Origin of the sequence: Embleya sp. NPDC008237, from assembly GCF_042956465.1 — a bacterium.
Classification (GTDB): domain Bacteria; phylum Actinomycetota; class Actinomycetes; order Streptomycetales; family Streptomycetaceae; genus Embleya.
The window spans coordinates 710,504-727,261 of sequence record NZ_JBIBGL010000001.1 but is presented as its reverse complement, the minus strand read 5'-3'; the positions used below and the strand labels follow the sequence as shown (position 1 = coordinate 727,261).

General features: G+C 71.6%; 13 protein-coding genes. 4 read left to right on the top strand and 9 right to left on the bottom strand.

The window, feature by feature from the left end:
• Positions 1 to 7: 7 nt before the first annotated feature.
• Positions 8 to 1,300, bottom strand: a complete 1,293-nt coding sequence (locus tag ACFZBU_RS02950) for a four-carbon acid sugar kinase family protein (RefSeq protein ID WP_391581674.1) — start codon at positions 1,298 to 1,300, stop codon at positions 8 to 10.
• Between the two features lie 207 nt (positions 1,301 to 1,507).
• On the opposite strand from ACFZBU_RS02950, the gene ACFZBU_RS02945 reads away from it, so the two are divergent.
• Positions 1,508 to 3,241, top strand: coding sequence for an AMP-binding protein (locus ACFZBU_RS02945; protein ID WP_391581673.1), 1,734 nt, complete (start codon positions 1,508 to 1,510; stop codon positions 3,239 to 3,241).
• A 97-nt stretch (positions 3,242 to 3,338) separates the two neighbouring features.
• On the opposite strand, the gene ACFZBU_RS02940 is transcribed toward ACFZBU_RS02945, so the two are convergent.
• On the bottom strand, positions 3,339 to 4,019 hold the full coding sequence (locus ACFZBU_RS02940) for a hypothetical protein (protein ID WP_391581672.1): 681 nt from the start codon (positions 4,017 to 4,019) through the stop codon (positions 3,339 to 3,341).
• A gap of 174 nt (positions 4,020 to 4,193) precedes the next feature.
• Between ACFZBU_RS02940 and ACFZBU_RS02935 the strand changes: the two genes are divergently transcribed.
• The gene (locus tag ACFZBU_RS02935) at positions 4,194 to 4,604 is read left to right on the top strand and encodes a hypothetical protein (RefSeq protein ID WP_391581671.1); all 411 of its coding nucleotides are present in this window, start codon (positions 4,194 to 4,196) and stop codon (positions 4,602 to 4,604) included.
• A 169-nt stretch (positions 4,605 to 4,773) separates the two neighbouring features.
• Here ACFZBU_RS02935 and ACFZBU_RS02930 read toward each other — a convergent pair whose 3' ends face one another.
• The 4 genes from ACFZBU_RS02930 to ACFZBU_RS02915 form a co-directional block, all read right to left on the bottom strand.
• On the bottom strand, positions 4,774 to 7,242 hold the full coding sequence (locus ACFZBU_RS02930) for an HAD-IC family P-type ATPase (protein ID WP_391581670.1): 2,469 nt from the start codon (positions 7,240 to 7,242) through the stop codon (positions 4,774 to 4,776).
• Between the two features lie 78 nt (positions 7,243 to 7,320).
• On the bottom strand, positions 7,321 to 8,685 hold the full coding sequence (locus tag ACFZBU_RS02925) for a M16 family metallopeptidase (protein ID WP_391581669.1): 1,365 nt from the start codon (positions 8,683 to 8,685) through the stop codon (positions 7,321 to 7,323).
• Positions 8,682 to 10,016, bottom strand: coding sequence for a M16 family metallopeptidase (locus tag ACFZBU_RS02920; protein WP_391581668.1), 1,335 nt, complete (start codon positions 10,014 to 10,016; stop codon positions 8,682 to 8,684). The genes ACFZBU_RS02925 and ACFZBU_RS02920 overlap by 4 nt, the downstream gene beginning before the upstream one ends.
• A gap of 130 nt (positions 10,017 to 10,146) precedes the next feature.
• Complete coding sequence (locus ACFZBU_RS02915; protein ID WP_391581667.1) at positions 10,147 to 10,392, bottom strand: DUF2630 family protein; 246 nt, start codon at positions 10,390 to 10,392, stop codon at positions 10,147 to 10,149.
• 250 nt (positions 10,393 to 10,642) lie between these two features.
• Here ACFZBU_RS02915 and ACFZBU_RS02910 point away from each other — a divergent pair, with 250 nt between their 5' ends.
• On the top strand, positions 10,643 to 13,111 hold the full coding sequence (locus tag ACFZBU_RS02910) for a DNA topoisomerase (ATP-hydrolyzing) subunit A (protein WP_391581666.1): 2,469 nt from the start codon (positions 10,643 to 10,645) through the stop codon (positions 13,109 to 13,111).
• 89 nt (positions 13,112 to 13,200) lie between these two features.
• Here ACFZBU_RS02910 and ACFZBU_RS02905 read toward each other — a convergent pair whose 3' ends face one another.
• Complete coding sequence (locus ACFZBU_RS02905; protein ID WP_391581665.1) at positions 13,201 to 13,674, bottom strand: HD domain-containing protein; 474 nt, start codon at positions 13,672 to 13,674, stop codon at positions 13,201 to 13,203.
• A gap of 113 nt (positions 13,675 to 13,787) precedes the next feature.
• On the opposite strand from ACFZBU_RS02905, the gene ACFZBU_RS02900 reads away from it, so the two are divergent.
• Positions 13,788 to 14,738, top strand: a complete 951-nt coding sequence (locus ACFZBU_RS02900; protein ID WP_391581664.1) for a sucrase ferredoxin — start codon at positions 13,788 to 13,790, stop codon at positions 14,736 to 14,738.
• Here ACFZBU_RS02900 and ACFZBU_RS02895 read toward each other — a convergent pair.
• Together ACFZBU_RS02895 and ACFZBU_RS02890 are read right to left on the bottom strand one after the other, a co-directional pair.
• Positions 14,732 to 16,345, bottom strand: a complete 1,614-nt coding sequence (locus ACFZBU_RS02895) for a cation acetate symporter (RefSeq protein WP_391581663.1) — start codon at positions 16,343 to 16,345, stop codon at positions 14,732 to 14,734. The genes ACFZBU_RS02900 and ACFZBU_RS02895 overlap by 7 nt on opposite strands.
• On the bottom strand, positions 16,342 to 16,722 hold the full coding sequence (locus ACFZBU_RS02890; RefSeq protein WP_391581662.1) for a DUF485 domain-containing protein: 381 nt from the start codon (positions 16,720 to 16,722) through the stop codon (positions 16,342 to 16,344). The genes ACFZBU_RS02895 and ACFZBU_RS02890 overlap by 4 nt, the downstream gene beginning before the upstream one ends.
• Between the last annotated feature and the right edge of the window lie 36 nt (positions 16,723 to 16,758).

Genomic DNA, 16,758 nt, shown 5'->3' with positions numbered 1-16,758 from the left:
TCGTCCTTCACCGATCCCGCACGATCTCCCGGGTCGCGATCGCCGTCGGCGCGCTCGCCTGGACGGTGGCACTCATCCGCAGGTGCAGCACGCACGCCACCGCCGCGTGCGCGTCCCCGACCAGCCCGCCCTTCGCCGCGAACGGCAACCCGTCGTGCGGCCCGCCGACCAGCCGACCGGCCACCACCAGCGGCTGCACCTCGGTCTCCACCGCGAGTCCGTCCGCACCGAGCGCGGTGCACACCGCGCCCGCGATGTCCCCGCCCGTCGCGTACACCCCCGCGAACGGCGTGGCCGCCAGCGCGCGTTTGACCACCTCGCCGAGCAGCACCGGCAGCCGCGCGGCGCGCACCGGGTCGATCCGATCCGGGATCCGGGTGCGGACTCCGGTCAGGGCCGCGCCGGTGCGGGCCAGCGCCACCAGGTCGGCGGCGACCCGAACCGGATCGGGCGCATCGCCCACGTCCAGCCAGCGCGCACCCAGTCGGCGCTGGGTTTCGGCGATCTGATCCCGGCTGAGTCTGCTGAGACTGCCCGCGACGCCGAGCACTGGCGCACCGGTGGGCACCGCGCCCAACGCGCCGACCAGCGCCGCGCCGAACGGCCCGGGATCCACCGGCAGCCAGCGCACTTCGCCGCCCAGCGCGGCGGCCGCGGCGGCCAGCGCGAGCGTCTCCACGTCCGCCTCGGTGACCGCGTCGCAGACCAGCACCCGGGCGCCCGGGTCGCCCAGCGCCCGCGCCAGGCCGGACGCATCACCGCGCACCACGTCCAGCGGGACGTGCACGATCGGCCGCTCGATCACGCCGAAGGCCTCGATCACGCACGAGGACGTCACCGGGCACAACGGGTCGCGGCCGACCTCGCCGGCCGCGATCGGCACGCCGTGCACGAGCTGGATGCCACCTTCGGTGGTGCCGCCCGCCTCGGGATGGGCCGGCACCACGAGTGCGCGCACCGGCGGCCCCGGGCGGGCGTCCAGCACGTGCAGCAGCGCGGCGGTCTCCGCGCCCGGGTTGCCGCGCAGGGTGCTGTCCACCCGCTTGGTCACCAGCGGCGCGTTCGGGAACACCGAGGCGCCCGCGACCACCCGGCGGGCGGCCTGCTCGGCGGGCAGGTGGCGGGTGGCCAGATCCAGCACGAGTACGTCCGGCGCACTGACGCAGGCCCGCGGCGGCCCACCGGTGACCAGCGTGCGCATCCCGCGCCGGGCGAAGCGCACCGCGGTGGCGTTGGCACCGGTGAGGTCGTCGGCAAGGACGAGCACCCGCGGGTCGGATCGCCCCGTACTGTCTGTCAATTACGGTCCCGAATGTCGGATCAAGATCAACTTTGGTGGCTTTTGTGGTGGCTCCCGGAGTCTTGCCGCCCGGCGCGGCGACGGTCAATGCGCGGAGCCCGCGCGCGGTCGTTGACCGCTCGAACGGGTGATGCGAGGGTGCGTTCCGGTACCGACGACGCGATGCTGCGGTACGGCGATCCGCACGACAGACGGAGGAATTCGGCGATGACGACGGGTGCGACCGAGGCTTTTCGCGCTGCGCGCGACTTCCTGCTCGAACACCGCGAGGACCAGCCCACCGCGTGCCGGGACTTCCCGCGCCCCGAACCCACCGAATTCAACTGGGCACTCGACTGGTTCGACGCGATCGCCCGCGGCAACGACACGACCGCGCTGTGGATCGTGGCCGAGGACGGCACCGACACCGAACTCTCCTTCGACGAACTGGCCCGGCGCTCCGATCGGGTCGCCGGTTGGTTGCGCGCGCGGGGCGTGCGCCGCGGCGACCGGGTCCTGCTCGTGCTCGGCAATCGGGTCGAGTTGTGGGAGGCGATGCTGGCCGCGATGAAGCTCGGCGCGGTGATCATCCCGGCCACCACGATGCTCGCGCCCGCCGACCTGACCGACCGGGTCACCCGGGGCGACGTCGCGCACGTGATCGCCGAGTCGGCGGTGACCCCGGGCTTCGCCGAGGTGCCGGGCGCGTGGACCCGGATCGTGGTGGGCGAACCGACGCCGGGCTGGCTCTCGTTCGCCGACGCGCACGACGGTCCCGACGACGCGCACGCGGGGTTCGTACCGGACGGCCCGACCGCCGCGACCGACCCGCTGCTGCTGTACTTCACCTCCGGCACCACCGCGCAGCCCAAGCTGGTGGGCCACACCCAGGCGAGCTATCCGATCGGGCACCTGTCCACGATGTACTGGCTGGGCCTGCGTCCGGGCGACGTGCACCTGAACATCTCCTCGCCCGGCTGGGCCAAGCACGCCTGGAGCAACTTCTTCGCTCCCTGGAACGCCGGGGCCACGATCTTGATCGTGCGTCAGGAGCGGTTCGCCGCACGTCCGTTGTTGGACACGATGGTGCGCTGCGGGGCGACCTCGTTCTGCGCGCCGCCGACCGTGTGGCGGATGCTGGTCCAGGAGGACCTGGGCGCGTGGCGGACCGCGCTGCGCGAGGTGATCGGCGCGGGCGAGCCGCTCAATCCGGAGGTCATCGAACAGGTACGGGCCGCCTGGGGGTTGACCATCCGGGACGGCTTCGGGCAGACCGAGACCACGGCGCAGATCGGCAACGCACCCGGGCAGGAGGTCCGGCCGGGCTCGATGGGCCGGCCGCTGCCCGGCTACACGGTGGCCCTGGTCGACCCGATCTCCGGCGAGGTGGTCACCGGCACCGACGCCGAGGGCGAGATCTGCCTCGACCTCGCCGCCCGCCCGCTGGGCCTGATGACCGGATACCTCGACGACCCGGAGCGCACGGCCGAGTCGATGCGCGACGGCTTCTACCACACGGGCGACGTCGGCACCCGGGACGCGGACGGCTACATCACCTATGTGGGCCGCTCCGACGACGTGTTCAAGGCGTCCGACTACCGCATCTCGCCGTTCGAGCTGGAGAGCGTGCTGATCGAGCACGACGCGGTGGCCGAGGCCGCGGTGGTGCCGTCGCCGGACCCGGTGCGACTGGCCGTGCCGAAGGCGTACGTGGTGCTCGCGCCCGGGCACGAGCCGACCCGGGAGATCGCGCTGTCCATCCTGCGGCACGCCCGCGCCGTGCTCTCACCGTACAAGCGGGTCCGCCGGATCGAGTTCGCGGAGTTGCCCAAGACCATCTCGGGCAAGATCCGCCGGGTCGAACTGCGGGGTCGGGAGCGCGAATTGCATGACGGCGACCTAGCCGGGCGGGGCGCTCTGGAGTGGTTCGAGGAGGACTTCCCGGAACTCAAGGGCAACTGACCGCAGACCCGAGGCCCGGGCGCCGAGAGCCGAGGAGTCGAGAGCCGAGGCCGGGCCCGGGGCCGAGCCGACACCGGCTCGGCCCCGGGGCGGCGGGTCAGATCTTGTCGGCGATCAGCTTGGCGATCGCGATGTGCTGCCCGCGCGGCAGGTCCTTCGCGGCGGGTGCCAGGCTCACGTGCATGTCGACGATCAGGTCGCCGTGTGTCTTGGCGAAGTAGATCTCGGGGACACTGGGCGCCGGGTAGCTGCCGGTGCCCGGCACGTACAGCGTGGGGAACGCACCGAGGTCGGTGATCGGCTTGCCGTACTTCGACATTTCGTTCTTGGCCACGACGCTCTCCGGCGTGTCACCGGCCCTGCTGCTGCGGGTGAAGTACTGGAGGGTCACCACCGGCGAGTCGCCCGGTCCGTAGTAGCGGCAGGTGCGCAGCGTGTCGTCGTTCTTGGTGCGGGTGACCTCGCTGCCCAATACACCCTTGAGTTCGGCGGGCGTGAGCAGGTTGCAGAAGGCCTTGGGGTCGAGGTTGCCCGTACCGCCGGGCTTGTCCGTGGCCGGCGCCGTGGCGGGCGCGGTGCCCTTGCCCCCGCCGGGCTGCGTGGCCGGCGCGCCGGTCGCCCCGCCGGTCGATCCACCCGCCTGGGGCGCGGCCGTGGCCGGGTCCTTCTTCTTGTCGTCGTCGCCCTTGACCTTGTCGACCAGGCCGCATCCGCTGGAGAGCGCGATGACGGAAGCGGCGATCAACAGTCCCGGAAGGGCAGGCTTGCGCAGGTACAACGTGGTTCTCCATCCCCGTGGCGCGACCGGACGCCGCCACCCCCCTGGATGCGTGACGGGTCGTCACGATGGCGCCGATCCCGCGATGTCGCCGGTGCGTGTGTACGGCAGAGCGAGGCTAATGCACGAAATTGCCGGCCGCTGAAGTGCCGCGGGGACGATACCGTGACGGATGTGACGCGCACGCTACGTGATCCCGACGGCCTCATCCGCACGGCGACCTTCGGCTGGGCAGGTGCCCGGGCCGTGCTGGGCGTGGTCGCCCTGCTCGACCCGCCGCGGGTCTCCCGACCGTGGATCGGCGACGACGCGGACCGCACCGGGGCCCTCGTGTTCGCCCGCGCGCTCGGCGGGCGCGACCTCGCACTCGGCGCCGGCGCGATGTTCGCGGCCGCCCGCGGCGAGCCGATCCGCACCTGGGCGCTGGCGGCCTCGGCGGCCGATCTCGGCGACACCCTCATCACGTACCGGCATCGCGAGCAACTGCCTCGCGGCCGACGGGCCTTCATCGCGGGCCTGGCCGGGGGCTCGGCGCTGATCGGCGTGGGCCTGGCCCTGGCGGAGCGGCGCCGAGCCGGCAGGTAGCGGCGGAGGCCGCCGGGCCGGAGCGGGCGGCCCGACGTGACGTGACGCCGATCTCCGCACCGAATCGCAACGGGTGGGCCGGGTCGGCGCGACAACCGCCGACCCGGCCCACCCGCCACCGCCGCGAGCGCCCACGCCCCGACAACCATCGGGGCCATCCGGCAGGGCGTTAGGCCGCGACCTCGATCGCCAGTCGCCGCTTGTTCCAATAGGCGACGACCTCCAGCAGGATCCCCGCGACGACCGCAATTCCGACCGCGGTCCACGGCATCTTCGTGCCGACCAGCTTGAGTTCGAAGAAGTCCTGCAACCACGGCACCGAGAGCACCGTGGCGAACCCGGCCCCCATCACCAGCACCAGGCCTATCCGCCACCACGTGTACGGGCGGGCGATGATCGCCAGCACCCACAGGCCGACCAGGAACAGCGTGAGCGTCGCGATCGACGTCTCGGCCGTACGCGTGGCGTCCGTCGCGCCGTAGTCCGCACGGGCCAGCAGATACGCGGTGAAGGTCGCGGTACCGGCGATCACGCCGGAGGGGCCCGAGTAGCGCAGCACCCGCTTGACGAAGCCGGGGCGCGCCCGCTCCTTGTTCGGGGCCAGCGCCAGGAAGAACGCCGGTGTGCCGATGGTGAACCAGGCCAGCAGCGTCAGGTGCCGGGGCAGGAACGGGTAGGGCACGTTGGCGATCACGACCAGGATGGCCAGGAGCACCGAGTAGGCGGTCTTGGTCAGGAACAGGTTGGAAACCCGCTCGATGTTGCCGATCACCCGGCGGCCCTCGCCGACCACCGACGGCAGCGTGGCGAAGCTGTTGTCCAGGAGCACGATCTGCGCGACGCCCTTGGTGGCCTCGCTGCCCGAACCCATCGACACGCCGATGTCGGCGTCCTTGAGCGCGAGCACGTCGTTGACGCCGTCGCCGGTCATCGCCACGTTGTGCCCGCGCGACTGGAGGGCGGCGACCATGTCCCGCTTCTGCTGCGGGGTGACCCGGCCGAAGACCGTGTTGGCCTCCAACACGTCCGCGAGCTCGTTCTGGTCGGTGGGCAGCGTGCGGGCGTCCACCGGGTGTTCGGCGCCCTTGATGCCGAGCTTGGCGGCCACCGCGCCGACCGAGATCGCGTTGTCGCCGGAGATCACCTTGGCCGCCACGCCCTGGTCGGCGAAGTAGTCCAGCGTCGCGCCCGCGTCGTGGCGCAGCCGCTGCTCCAGCACCACCAGCGCGGCGGGCGTCACCTCGGCGCCGTCCGGGCCGCCGACGAGCGCATCGACGGTGTCCGCGAGCGAGGCGTCGGTGCGGACCAGCAGCAGCACCCGCAGGCCCTGTGCGCCCAGTCGCTCGGCGTCGGTGAGCAGATCGCCGTGCTCCCGCGTGTCCACCAGCACCTCGGGGGCGCCGATCAGCCACGTGGCGCGGGCGCCGGACACCTCGAACGTCGCGCCGCTGTACTTGCGGGCGGAGGAGAACGGCACGCTTTCCACCGACGTCCAGCCGGTCTGCGCCGGGCACTCGTCGATGATCGCGGCCAGGCTCGCGTTCGGCCGGGGCTCGGTGGTACCGAGCGCGCCGAGCGCGGCGCGCACCGGCAGGCCCTCGGCCAGTTCGCGCACCTCGGCGACGTTCATGCCGCCCTCGGTGAGCGTGCCGGTCTTGTCCAGGCAGACCACGTCGACCCGGGCCAGGCCCTCGATCGCGGGCAGTTCCTGGACCAGGCAGTGCTTGCGACCCAGCCGCACCACACCGACCGCGAAGGCCAGCGAGGTGAGCAGCACCAGACCCTCGGGGACCATCGGCACGATCCCCGCGATCATCCGGGTGACCGCCTCGCGCCAGGTGGTGTCCTCCAGCCGATACTGGCTGATGATCAGCGCGATCGAGGCCGGGAACAGGATCCAGGTGACGTACTTGAGGATCGTGCTGATGCCGTTGCGCAGTTCGGAGGCCACCAGGGTGAACTTGCTGGCCTCCTCCATCAGCTGCGCGGCGTACGCCTCGCGACCCACCCGGGTCGCGGTGAAGGCGCCGTTGCCGGCCACCACGAAGCTGCCGGACATCACCGGGTCGCCCGGGCGCTTGATCACCGGGTCGGCCTCGCCGGTGAGCAGCGACTCGTCGATCTCCAGGTTGTCCGCCTCGACGACCACGCCGTCCACGGCGGCCTTGTCGCCCGCGCCCAACTCGATCACGTCGTCGAGCACGAGGTCCGAGGGGGACAGCGCCACCGGCTTCCCGTCCCGGCGCACCACCGGCTTGGACTCGCCGATCACCGCGAGCCGGTCCAGGGTGCGCTTGGCGCGCATCTCCTGGATGATGCCGATCCCGGTGTTGGCGATGATCACGAAGCCGAACAGGCCGTCCTTGACCGACCCGACGGACAGGATGATCAGCCACAGCACACCGATCACGGCGTTGAACCGGGTGAAGACGTTCGCCTTGACGATCTCGGCCGTCGAGCGGCTCGACCGCACGGGAACGTCGTTGACGTCCCCTCTGGCGACCCGTTCCGCGACGTCCGCGGCGGTCAGTCCGATGCCAAGGGTCACGTCGGGTTCGCTTGCCGTCCCGTCGGGTCTGTCGACCGGCGGGATGGCTGTCGTCTCTCCGGGCCCGGCGCCCGGCAACGGCTGAGTCATGGGTCTACCGTAAGTGCCCCAAGAGATCGTGGTTGGCGGTGGGCCGACCGTTGTCGTCCGCCCACCGCCGGATCACGACTATTCGACGACCGTGACCGGTCCGAGTTCGAGTGCTTCGAGCGGTTCGCGAATCTTGTCCGCGTCGCCCACCAGGACCACCACGAGGTGCTCGGGATCGAACCCGGCGGACACCGCCTCGGCGGCGTCCTTGGTCGCGACCTCGGCCAGCCGCAGGTAGAGCTGCGGCAGGTAGTCGTCCGGCTGCCGCTCGGCGGCCATGTCGGCCAGCGAGTCGCACACCGCGCGCGGCGTCACGTACTTGAGCGGCGCGACGCCCACGATGCTCTGCACCGCCGCGTCCCGCTCGCCGTCCACCAGGCCCTCGGCGGCCAGCGTGCGCAGCACGGTGACCAGGTCCGCGACGGCCGGCCCGGTGACGTCGGTCTCCACCGAACCCTGGATCACCAACAGCGAGCCCTGCTGCAACGATTGGTTCGCCGCGCGCACGCCGTAGGTGTAGCCCTTCTCCTCGCGCAGCACCCGGTCCAGTCGCGAGGTGAGCGTGCCGCCCAGGCAGTACGTGCCGATCGTCAGGGCCGGCCACGTGGCGTCCTCGCGGCCGGGTCCGATCCGCCCGACCAGCAGTTGCGTCTGCACGCTGCCCGGTCGGTGCACGATCAGTACGCGGGCGTGGTCGTCGGCGAGCACGGGTGCGGGCTGCGAGGGCTCGGCGGTCGCCGCGGTCCAGGTGCCGAGCGTGCGCTCCAGCACGTCGGTGACGTCCACGCCGGCGAAGTCGCCCACCACGACCAGGGTCGCGGTCTGCGGGCGCACGTGCGCGGTGAAGAAGTCCCACACGGCCGCGCGGTCCACCCGCGCGACGCTCTCCGCGGAGCCGGCCCGCGGTCGGGACAACCGCATCGAGGCGTCGAACAGCGTGCCGCTGAGCGCGAGCGCGGCGCGCCGGGGCGGGCTGGCCAACTCGTGCACGATCTCGTCCTGCCGCTGGCGCACCAGCCGGTCCACCTCGGCCGCGGGGAAGGCCGGTGCCCGCACCGCGTCCGCGAGCAGCCCCAGCGCCCGTTCCAGACGCGAGGCCGGCACGTCGAGTGCGACCCGCACGCCCGGGTGATCGGCGTCGGTGTCGATCGTCGCGCCGCAGCGCTCCAGTTCGGCGGCGAACTCCTCGGCGCCCATCCTGTCGGTGCCCTCGGTGAACGCGCGCGCCATGATCGTGGCCACGCCCTCGCACTCGGCCGGCTCGGCGGCCAGCGGCGAGTCGAGCACCAACTCGACGGCCACCACCTTCTGGCCGGGCCGGTCCACGCGCAGCACCGCGAGGCCGTTGCCGAGCACGAAGCGCTCGGGCGCGGGGAAGGTCCACTCACGGGCCGGGCCCGCGCCGGGGCGCGGGTGGAACACCATCTCGCCGGTCTGGGTCACGCGACCTGCTCCTCGTCCTCGTCCGCGTCGTCGTCGGTCGGCTCGTCCGTCGGTTCGTACACCAGCACCGCGCGGTTGTCCGGCACCAGGCGTTCGGCGGCGACCGCCCGCACCTCCTCGGCGGTGATGTCCAGCAACCGCTCCAGCGCGGTGAACGCCAGGTTCGCGTCCCCGAACAGCGTCGCGTAGCGGCACAGTTCGTCGGCCCGGCTGCCCACCGTTGCCATCGTGTCCAGGTAGGCGCGCTCCAACTGGGCCTGCGCACGCTCGAGTTCGGCCGGGGTCGGCCCCTCGGCGGCGAACCTGGCGAACTCCTCGGTCAACGCCGCGTCGATCGCCTCCACCGCACCCGAACCGGACGCCTTCACGTCCAGCATGCCCACCGACGCGGTTCCGGCCTGGCGCATCAGGCCGACCCCCGCGTAGAGCGCGAGTTCGTCGTGCCGCACCAGGCGGGTGTTCAGCCGCGAGCTCTCCCCCTCGCCCAGGACGGTCAGCGCGATCTCCGCGGCGTCCGCCTCCCGGGTGCCGTCGGCCGGCATCCGGTAGGCGGCCATCAGCGCGGGCGAGGGCACGTTCTCGCGTACGACCTCGCGCAGCTCGGCGCCCAGGACCGGGGGCAGCGCACCGTCCGCGGGCACCGGCTTGCCGTCGTGCGCGGGGATCGTGCCGAAGTACTTCTCCACCCAGGCCAGGGTCTGCTCGGGGTCCACGTCGCCGACGATCGCCAGCACCGCGTTGTTCGGCGCGTAGTAGGTCCGGAAGAACGCCTGGCAGTCCGCGAGCGAGGTGGCGTCCAGGTCGGCCATCGAGCCGATCGGCATGTGGTGGTACGGGTGGCCCTCGGGGTAGGCCATCGCCACCAGGCGCTCCCACGCGGTGCCGTAGGGCACGTTGTCGTAGCGCTGGCGGCGCTCGTTCTTGACCACGTCGCGCTGGTTCTCCAGGCTTTCCTCGGTCAGCGCCCGGAGCAGCCCGCCCATCCGGTCCGCCTCCAGCCACAGCGCGAGTTCCAGCTGGTGCGCGGGCATCGTCTCGAAGTAGTTCGTGCGCTCGAAGCTCGTGGTGCCGTTGAGCGAACCGCCCGCGGACTGCACGAACTCGAAGTGCTCGTTGCCGTGCACGTTGGCCGAGCCCTGGAACATCAGGTGCTCGAAGAGGTGCGCGAGCCCGGTCCGCCCGGGCCGTTCGTGCCGTGAGCCCACGTCGTACCAGAGGCAGACGGCGGCCACGGGGTCGACGTGGTCCTCCGAGAGCACCACGCGGAGCCCGTTGCCGAGGGTGTGCGTGGTCGCGGTGAACCCCAACGATGCAGTCGCCGGTCCTGCCATAAGCCCATCCGTCCTCTCCTGGAGGGTGACCGCCGCGACGGCGGCCACCCTCACCCTAACGACGCGCGGTGCCCGATCGACTCCCGCTCGCGAGGGTGTTCGCGGTGGGCGAAGCGCGCCCGCAGCGCGCCTACTGCTGGTAGCCCTCGACCTCGCGCGCCGGGCGCGCGGCCGCGCTCGCCGGGTCCCCGCCCGCGTCGCGCAAAGCCTGACGCTGCCTCAGCAGGTCCCAACACCGGTCGAGTTCGGCCTCCACCTCGGACAGCCGACGATGCTCCTCGTCACCGGAGATCGTGCCTTGCGCAAGTTGGTCCCGCAGGGCACGCTCCTGCTCGACCATGTCGGTGATGCGTTCGCGAATCTGCTTGTCGTCCATCGCGAAACCCTTCTTTTTTCCTGCTCGGACGGCGGCCGGAGACTGCGGCACAACCGTGGGCCAAAGGGCTGTCCTTCCCTCCTCGCACGGCCCCCAAGCACGGTGTCACCCGGGTCGATGCACTCACATGTCGCAGCGGCGCGTCACAATGGGCACGCCGTGCGGGCCGTCCCCGGCCGCGCCGCCCTCGGGCGGACACGGGAGACACGGCCCGGCGCCGGCCCGAAGAAGCAAAGGAGCAACGCCGCGCATGGCCCGCCGTAGTATGAAAACTTCCGGTCCGCAGCCACCGGACGACTTCGAGGAACGCATCCTCGACATCGATGTCGTCGACGAGATGCAGGGCTCCTTCCTGGAGTACGCCTACTCGGTCATCTACTCGCGGGCACTACCGGACGCCCGCGACGGGCTCAAGCCCGTGCATCGCCGCATCCTGTACCAAGCCGCCGAGATGGGCCTGCGTCCCGACCGGGGGTACGTCAAGTGCGCCCGTGTCGTGGGCGAGGTGATGGGCAAGCTGCACCCGCACGGTGACGGCCCCATCTACGACACCCTCGTGCGGATGGCGCAGCCGTTCTCGATGCGCCTGCCGCTGATCGACGGCCACGGGAACTTCGGCTCCCTCGGCGGCGACGACCCGCCCGCCGCGATGCGATACACCGAGTCCCGACTGTCCTCCGCCGCGATGTTGATGGTCGACTCGATCGACGAGGACGTCGTCGACTTCGGCCCCAACTACGACGGCCAGGAACAGGAACCGGGCGTCCTGCCCGCCGCGTTCCCGAACCTGCTCGTCAACGGCGCGTCCGGGATCGCGGTCGGCATGGCGACCAACATGCCGCCGCACAACCTGGTCGAGGTGGTCGCCGCCGCGCGCCACCTGATCCGGCACCCCACCGCCACGCTCGAAGACCTGATGCGCCACGTGCCCGGCCCCGACCTGCCCACCGGCGGTCGGATCGTCGGCCTCGGCGGCGTCCGGGACGCGTACGAGAAGGGCCGCGGCACCTTCAAGATCCGCGCGACCGCGACGGTCGAGTCGGTCACCGCGCGCCGCAAGGGCATCGTGGTCACCGAACTGCCCTACAACGTCGGCCCGGAGCGGGTGATCGCCAAGATCAAGGAGTTGGTGCAGTCCAAGAAGGTCCAGGGCATCGCGGACCTGAAGGACCTCACCGACCGCTCGCACGGACTGCGCCTGGTCATCGAGATCAAGAACGGCTTCAACCCCGAGGCGATCCTCCAGCAGCTCTACAAGCTGACGCCGATGGAGGAGACCTTCGGCATCAACAACGTCGCCCTGGTCGACGGCCAGCCGCTCACGCTGGGCCTGAAGGAACTGCTCCAGGTCTACGTGGACCACCGCTTCGAGGTGATCCGCCGACGCAGCGAGTTCCGCCGCCGCAAGCGCCGGGAGCGCCTGCACCTGGTCGACGGTCTGCTCGTCGCGCTGATCGACATCGACCGCGTGATCGAGCTGATCCGCTCCAGCGACAACTCGGCGCAGGCCAAGGAACGTCTGATGGAGACGTTCTCGCTGTCCGACATCCAGGCGTCCTACATCCTGGACACCCCGCTGCGCCGGCTCACCCGGTTCGACCGGATCGAACTGGAGGCCGAGCAGGAGCGGCTGCGCGCCGAGATCGCCGAACTGACCAAGATCCTGGAGGACGACAAGCTGCTCCGAAAGGTGGTCTCGGACGAACTGGCCGCGGTGTCCAAGAAGTACGGCACCCCGCGCCGCACCGTCCTGCTGGAGTCGGCCGACGTGCCCGCCGCGGCGGTCCCGCTCCAGGTCACCGATGCGCCGTGCACGGTCCTGCTGTCCTCGACCGGTCTGCTCGCGCGCACCTCGACCGGCGGCCCGCTGCCGCCCGAGGGGGGCCGGGCCAACCACGACCTGGTGGTGTCCTCGGTCGCGGCCACCGTGCGCGGCGAGGTCGGCGCGGTCACCAGCACCGGCCGGCTGTTGCGGATCAACGTGGTCGACCTGCCCTCGTTGCCGGAGACCGCGACCGCGCCGAACCTGGCCGGCGGCGCGCCGCTGTCCGAGTTCGTCTCGTTGGAATCGCACGAACGCCTGGTGTGCCTGACCACGCTCGCCGCCGACTCCCCCGGGCTCGCGCTCGGCACCGCGCAGGGGGTGGTCAAGCGGGTCGTGCCGGACTATCCGGCGAACAAGGACGACCTGGAGGTGATCTCGCTGCGCGACGGCGACGTCATCGTCGGCGCGGTCGAGTTGCGCACCGGCGAGGAGGACCTGGTCTTCGTCACCGACGACGCCCAGCTGCTGCGCTTCCAGGCCGCGATGGTGCGGCCGCAGGGTCGCCCGGCGGGCGGCATGGCCGGCATCAAGCTGGGTGCCGGGCAGTCCGTGCTCTCGTTCACCGCGGTGGATCCGGGCGCGGACGCGGTGGTTGTCACGGTCGCCGCCTACAGCGGCGACGCCCTGTTCGGCTCGGAGCACGGCACCTGCAAGGTCACCCCGTTCGCCGAGTACCCGCGCAAGGGCCGGGCCACCGGCGGCGTGCGCTGCCAACGCTTCCTCAAGGGCGAGAGCACGCTGCGCCTGGCCTGGGCGGGCCCGGCACCGGCCCGCGCCTCGGACGCCAAGGGCCGGCCGGTCGAGCTGCCCGCCCTGGACCCGCGCCGCGACGGCTCCGGCACGCCGCTGGCCAAGCACGTCGACGCGGTCGGCGGCCCGCCGGGCACCGTCTGAGTCGACCCATCGACGAGGCCCCCGCAGCGTCCCTCGCTGCGGGGGCCTCTCCCGTTCCGTCACCGGGCGTACCGGCGGCGATCGACTCGTCAGCGTGCCGCGAACTCCTCCAGGAGCTCGATCGAGCGCGCGTACTTCCTCCGCAACCGCACCTGCGTCCTGGCGTCGAGCTGGCCGAGCCGGGCCTCGGAGCGGTTGTCCGCGATGTCCGCCCGCTTGACCACGAGCGCGATCGGGTCCGCCGCGGCGCGCTCGATGCTGACCTCCAGCGGTTCGCCGGGCAGCTTGGACAGCGCGATCACCGCCGCCACCACCCGCTCCGGCACACCCGCCTTACGCAGGTCGTCCGCACCCACCGGTGTGTCTTCGATCACGTCGTGCAGCACCGCCGCCATCTGCGTGTAGGTGCCCTCGACCTGTTGCATCACCCGCAGCGGGTGCGTGATGTACGGATGGCCACCCTTGTCCAACTGACCGTCGTGCGCGGCCCTGGCGAGCGCCACCGCGTCGTCCAACGTGAAGCCGGCTATCGCCGCGCTCCCGTCGGTCCGTCCCTGGGGCATGGCCGCCTCCCATCGTTACCGTGTGCAACAACCGTACCGGGATCACCGGATCCGGGCGCTCGGGGCGGCACCGATCGGGCCGGCGGCGGGTGAAAGCTATACGGTGCACAGTCGTGGAAACCTGCGTCTTTCTCTCGCACGAACTCGCCGAGCCGATGGCCGGCACCGCTCCGACCACGCGTGGTTGGTTGCTCGTCGAGCACCCCGGGCCGTGGGCCGCCAAGGCCCTGACCGGCAGTCGCGGGCTCGACGACGGGGTGGGCGCGGAGTTGGACGAGCGGGCCGCCCGGGCCGGTTTCCGCGCCGCGCTCATCCGCCGGCCGGACGAGACCGGCCGCCGAATCGACGAGGCGGCGGGCCCCGGGGGCAACGAGAGCGAGCGCGCCCCCGACGGTCTGCGGACCGTCTTCCTGGCCTGGACCGAGCCCGGCGGCACGTGGCTGCGCCGGTTGCGCGTACGCACCGCCGCCGACGCGCTCGCGCTCGACCTGGCCGCGCTGGCCGGACCGGTCGAACCCTCGGTGGGCGAGGCGACGGCCGAACCGCTCCTGCTGGTCTGCACGAACGGCAAGCGCGACCGGTGCTGCGCGGTCGCGGGCCGACCACTGGCCGGCGCACTCGCCGTGAGCTTCCCCGAGGCCACCTGGGAGGTCACCCACCTGGGCGGGCACCGATTCGCGCCGACCGCCCTCGTACTGCCCCAGGGCTACCTGTACGGGCGCCTGGACCCCACCTCGGCCCGAGCCGTGGTCGCCGCCGCCCGGCGCGGCGAGATGTTGCCGGACCGCTGCCGGGGCCGGGCCACCTACTCCCGGGCCGGGCAGGCCGCCGAACTCGCGGTGCGCGCGGACTGCGGCGAGCGCCTGGCCGACGCGCTGTCGGTCTACGACGAGCGCGCCGAGGACGACGGCGGCTGGACCGTGCGGGTCGACCACCGCGACGGCCGTACCTGGACCGTCGCGGTGGACGCCCGCAAGGAGGCCCCCGCCCGGCCGGAGAGTTGCGGCAAGGACGAGGGCCTCCCGACGAGCATGCGCGCCCGCCTGTTGTCGCACCGTCAGTAGGCGCCCGCCCCGGTCAGCGAACGGACCTCCATCTCGGCGTACTTGGCGGCGTCCGCCTCCTCGTCCGAGCGCAGCGTGCCGATCCAGCCGCACAGGAAGCCGATCGGGATCGACACGATCCCCGGGTTCTCCAACGGGAACCAGTGGAAGTCGATCCCGGTCACCAGCGGCGTTTTGCCCCCGGAGACCACCGGCGAGAACAGCACGAGCACCAGCGCCGAGCCGAGCCCGCCGTAGATCGCCCAGACCGTGCCGTTGGTGTTGAACCGGCGCCAGAACAGCGTGTACAGCAGCGTGGGCAGATTCGCCGAGGCGGCGACCGCGAAGGCGAGGGCGACCAGGAACGCGACGTTGAGCTTCTGTGCGGACAGGCTCAGCCCGATCGCGATCCCGCCGATCACGATCGCCGAGAGCCGGGCGGCCCGCAGTTCGCTCTTCTCGTCGGTCGCCTCCTTGCGGATCACGTTGGTGTACAGATCGTGCGCGAAGGACGCCGAGGAGGCCAGGGTCAGCCCGGCCACCACCGCCAGAATGGTCGCGAACGCCACCGCCGCGATCACCGCGAGCAGCACCACACCGCCGAACGTGTTCGGACCGCCGCCGAGTTCCTCCGCGAGCAGCGGCAGTGCGGTGTTGCCGGCCGCGTTCGACTTGCGGATCTTGTCCGACCCGAGCACCGCCGCGGCGCCGAATCCGAGCACGATGGTGAGCAGGTAGAACGTGCCGATCAGGGCGATCGCCCACATCACCGAGTGCCGCGCGGCCCGCGCGGTGGGCACGGTGTAGAACCGCACCAGGATGTGCGGTAGCCCCGCGGTGCCGAGCACCAGGGCGATCGCCAGGCTGACGAAGTCCAGCCGACTGGTCAGGTTCTTCCCGTACTTCAGCCCCGGTTCGAGGAACTCCTGTCCGTGGCCGCTGGTGTGCGCCGCGGTGTCCAGCAACTCGTCGAGATCGAAGTGGAAGCGCAGCAGGACCAGGATCGTCATCAGGATCGCGCCGCCCAGCAGCAGCACCGCCTTGACGATCTGGATCCAGGTGGTGCCCTTCATCCCGCCGAAGGTCACGTAGACCACCATCAGCGCGCCCACGCCGACGATCGTCCAGGTCTGCGCCGAACCGCCCGTGTCGCCGAGGAGCAGGGCGACCAGGGTGCCCGCGCCGACCATCTGGGCAATCAGGTAGAAGATCGAGACCACGATCGTCGCGGCTCCCGCCGCCGTCCGCACCGGCTTGCGACTCATCCGGAACGCGACCACGTCGGCCATCGTGAACCGGCCGCAGTTGCGCACGAGTTCGGCCACGAGCATGAGCACGACCAGCCAGGCGACCAGGAAGCCGATCGAGTACAGGAAGCCGTCGTAGCCGAAGAGAGCGATCAGTCCGGCGATGCCCAGGAAGGACGCCGCGGACATGTAGTCGCCGGCGATGGCCAGTCCGTTCTGCGACGCGGAGAACTCCCGTCCGCCGGCGTAGAAGTCGTTGGTCGTGCGGTTGTTGCGACTGGCCCACACGGTGATGCCGAGGGTGATCAGCACGAAGACCACGAACAGCAGACCGGTCAGACCGCGGTGGCCGCCGGCCGCCGCGAGGTTGGCAGGGTTCACCGGAACATCTCCTGGGTCTCCCACCGCAGGTTGAGCGCGGCCCGGTCGCGCTTGCCGCGCGCATTGCGGGCGTACGACCACGTGATCAGGAACGTGCTCGCGAACTGGAGCAGGCCGAAGGCGAGCGCGACGTTGAACGCGCCCAGGATCCGGTGTGCCATGAAGCCGCGCGCGAAGGTGGACGCGAATACGTAGAGCAGGTACCACGCGAGGAACGCGAGCGACATCGGGAAGACGAAGTCGCGATAGCGGCGCCGGATCTCCTGGAACTCCGGGCTCGCCTGCACGCGTAGGTAGATGTCCGCGCGCGAATCCGGCTCCGGGTCGCCGAACGGCACACCCTGGGTGGGTGTGGGTCGGTACGAACTGGTCGTCACCGTAGCTCTCCTCGTCGATTGCCGAACCGCGCGGTT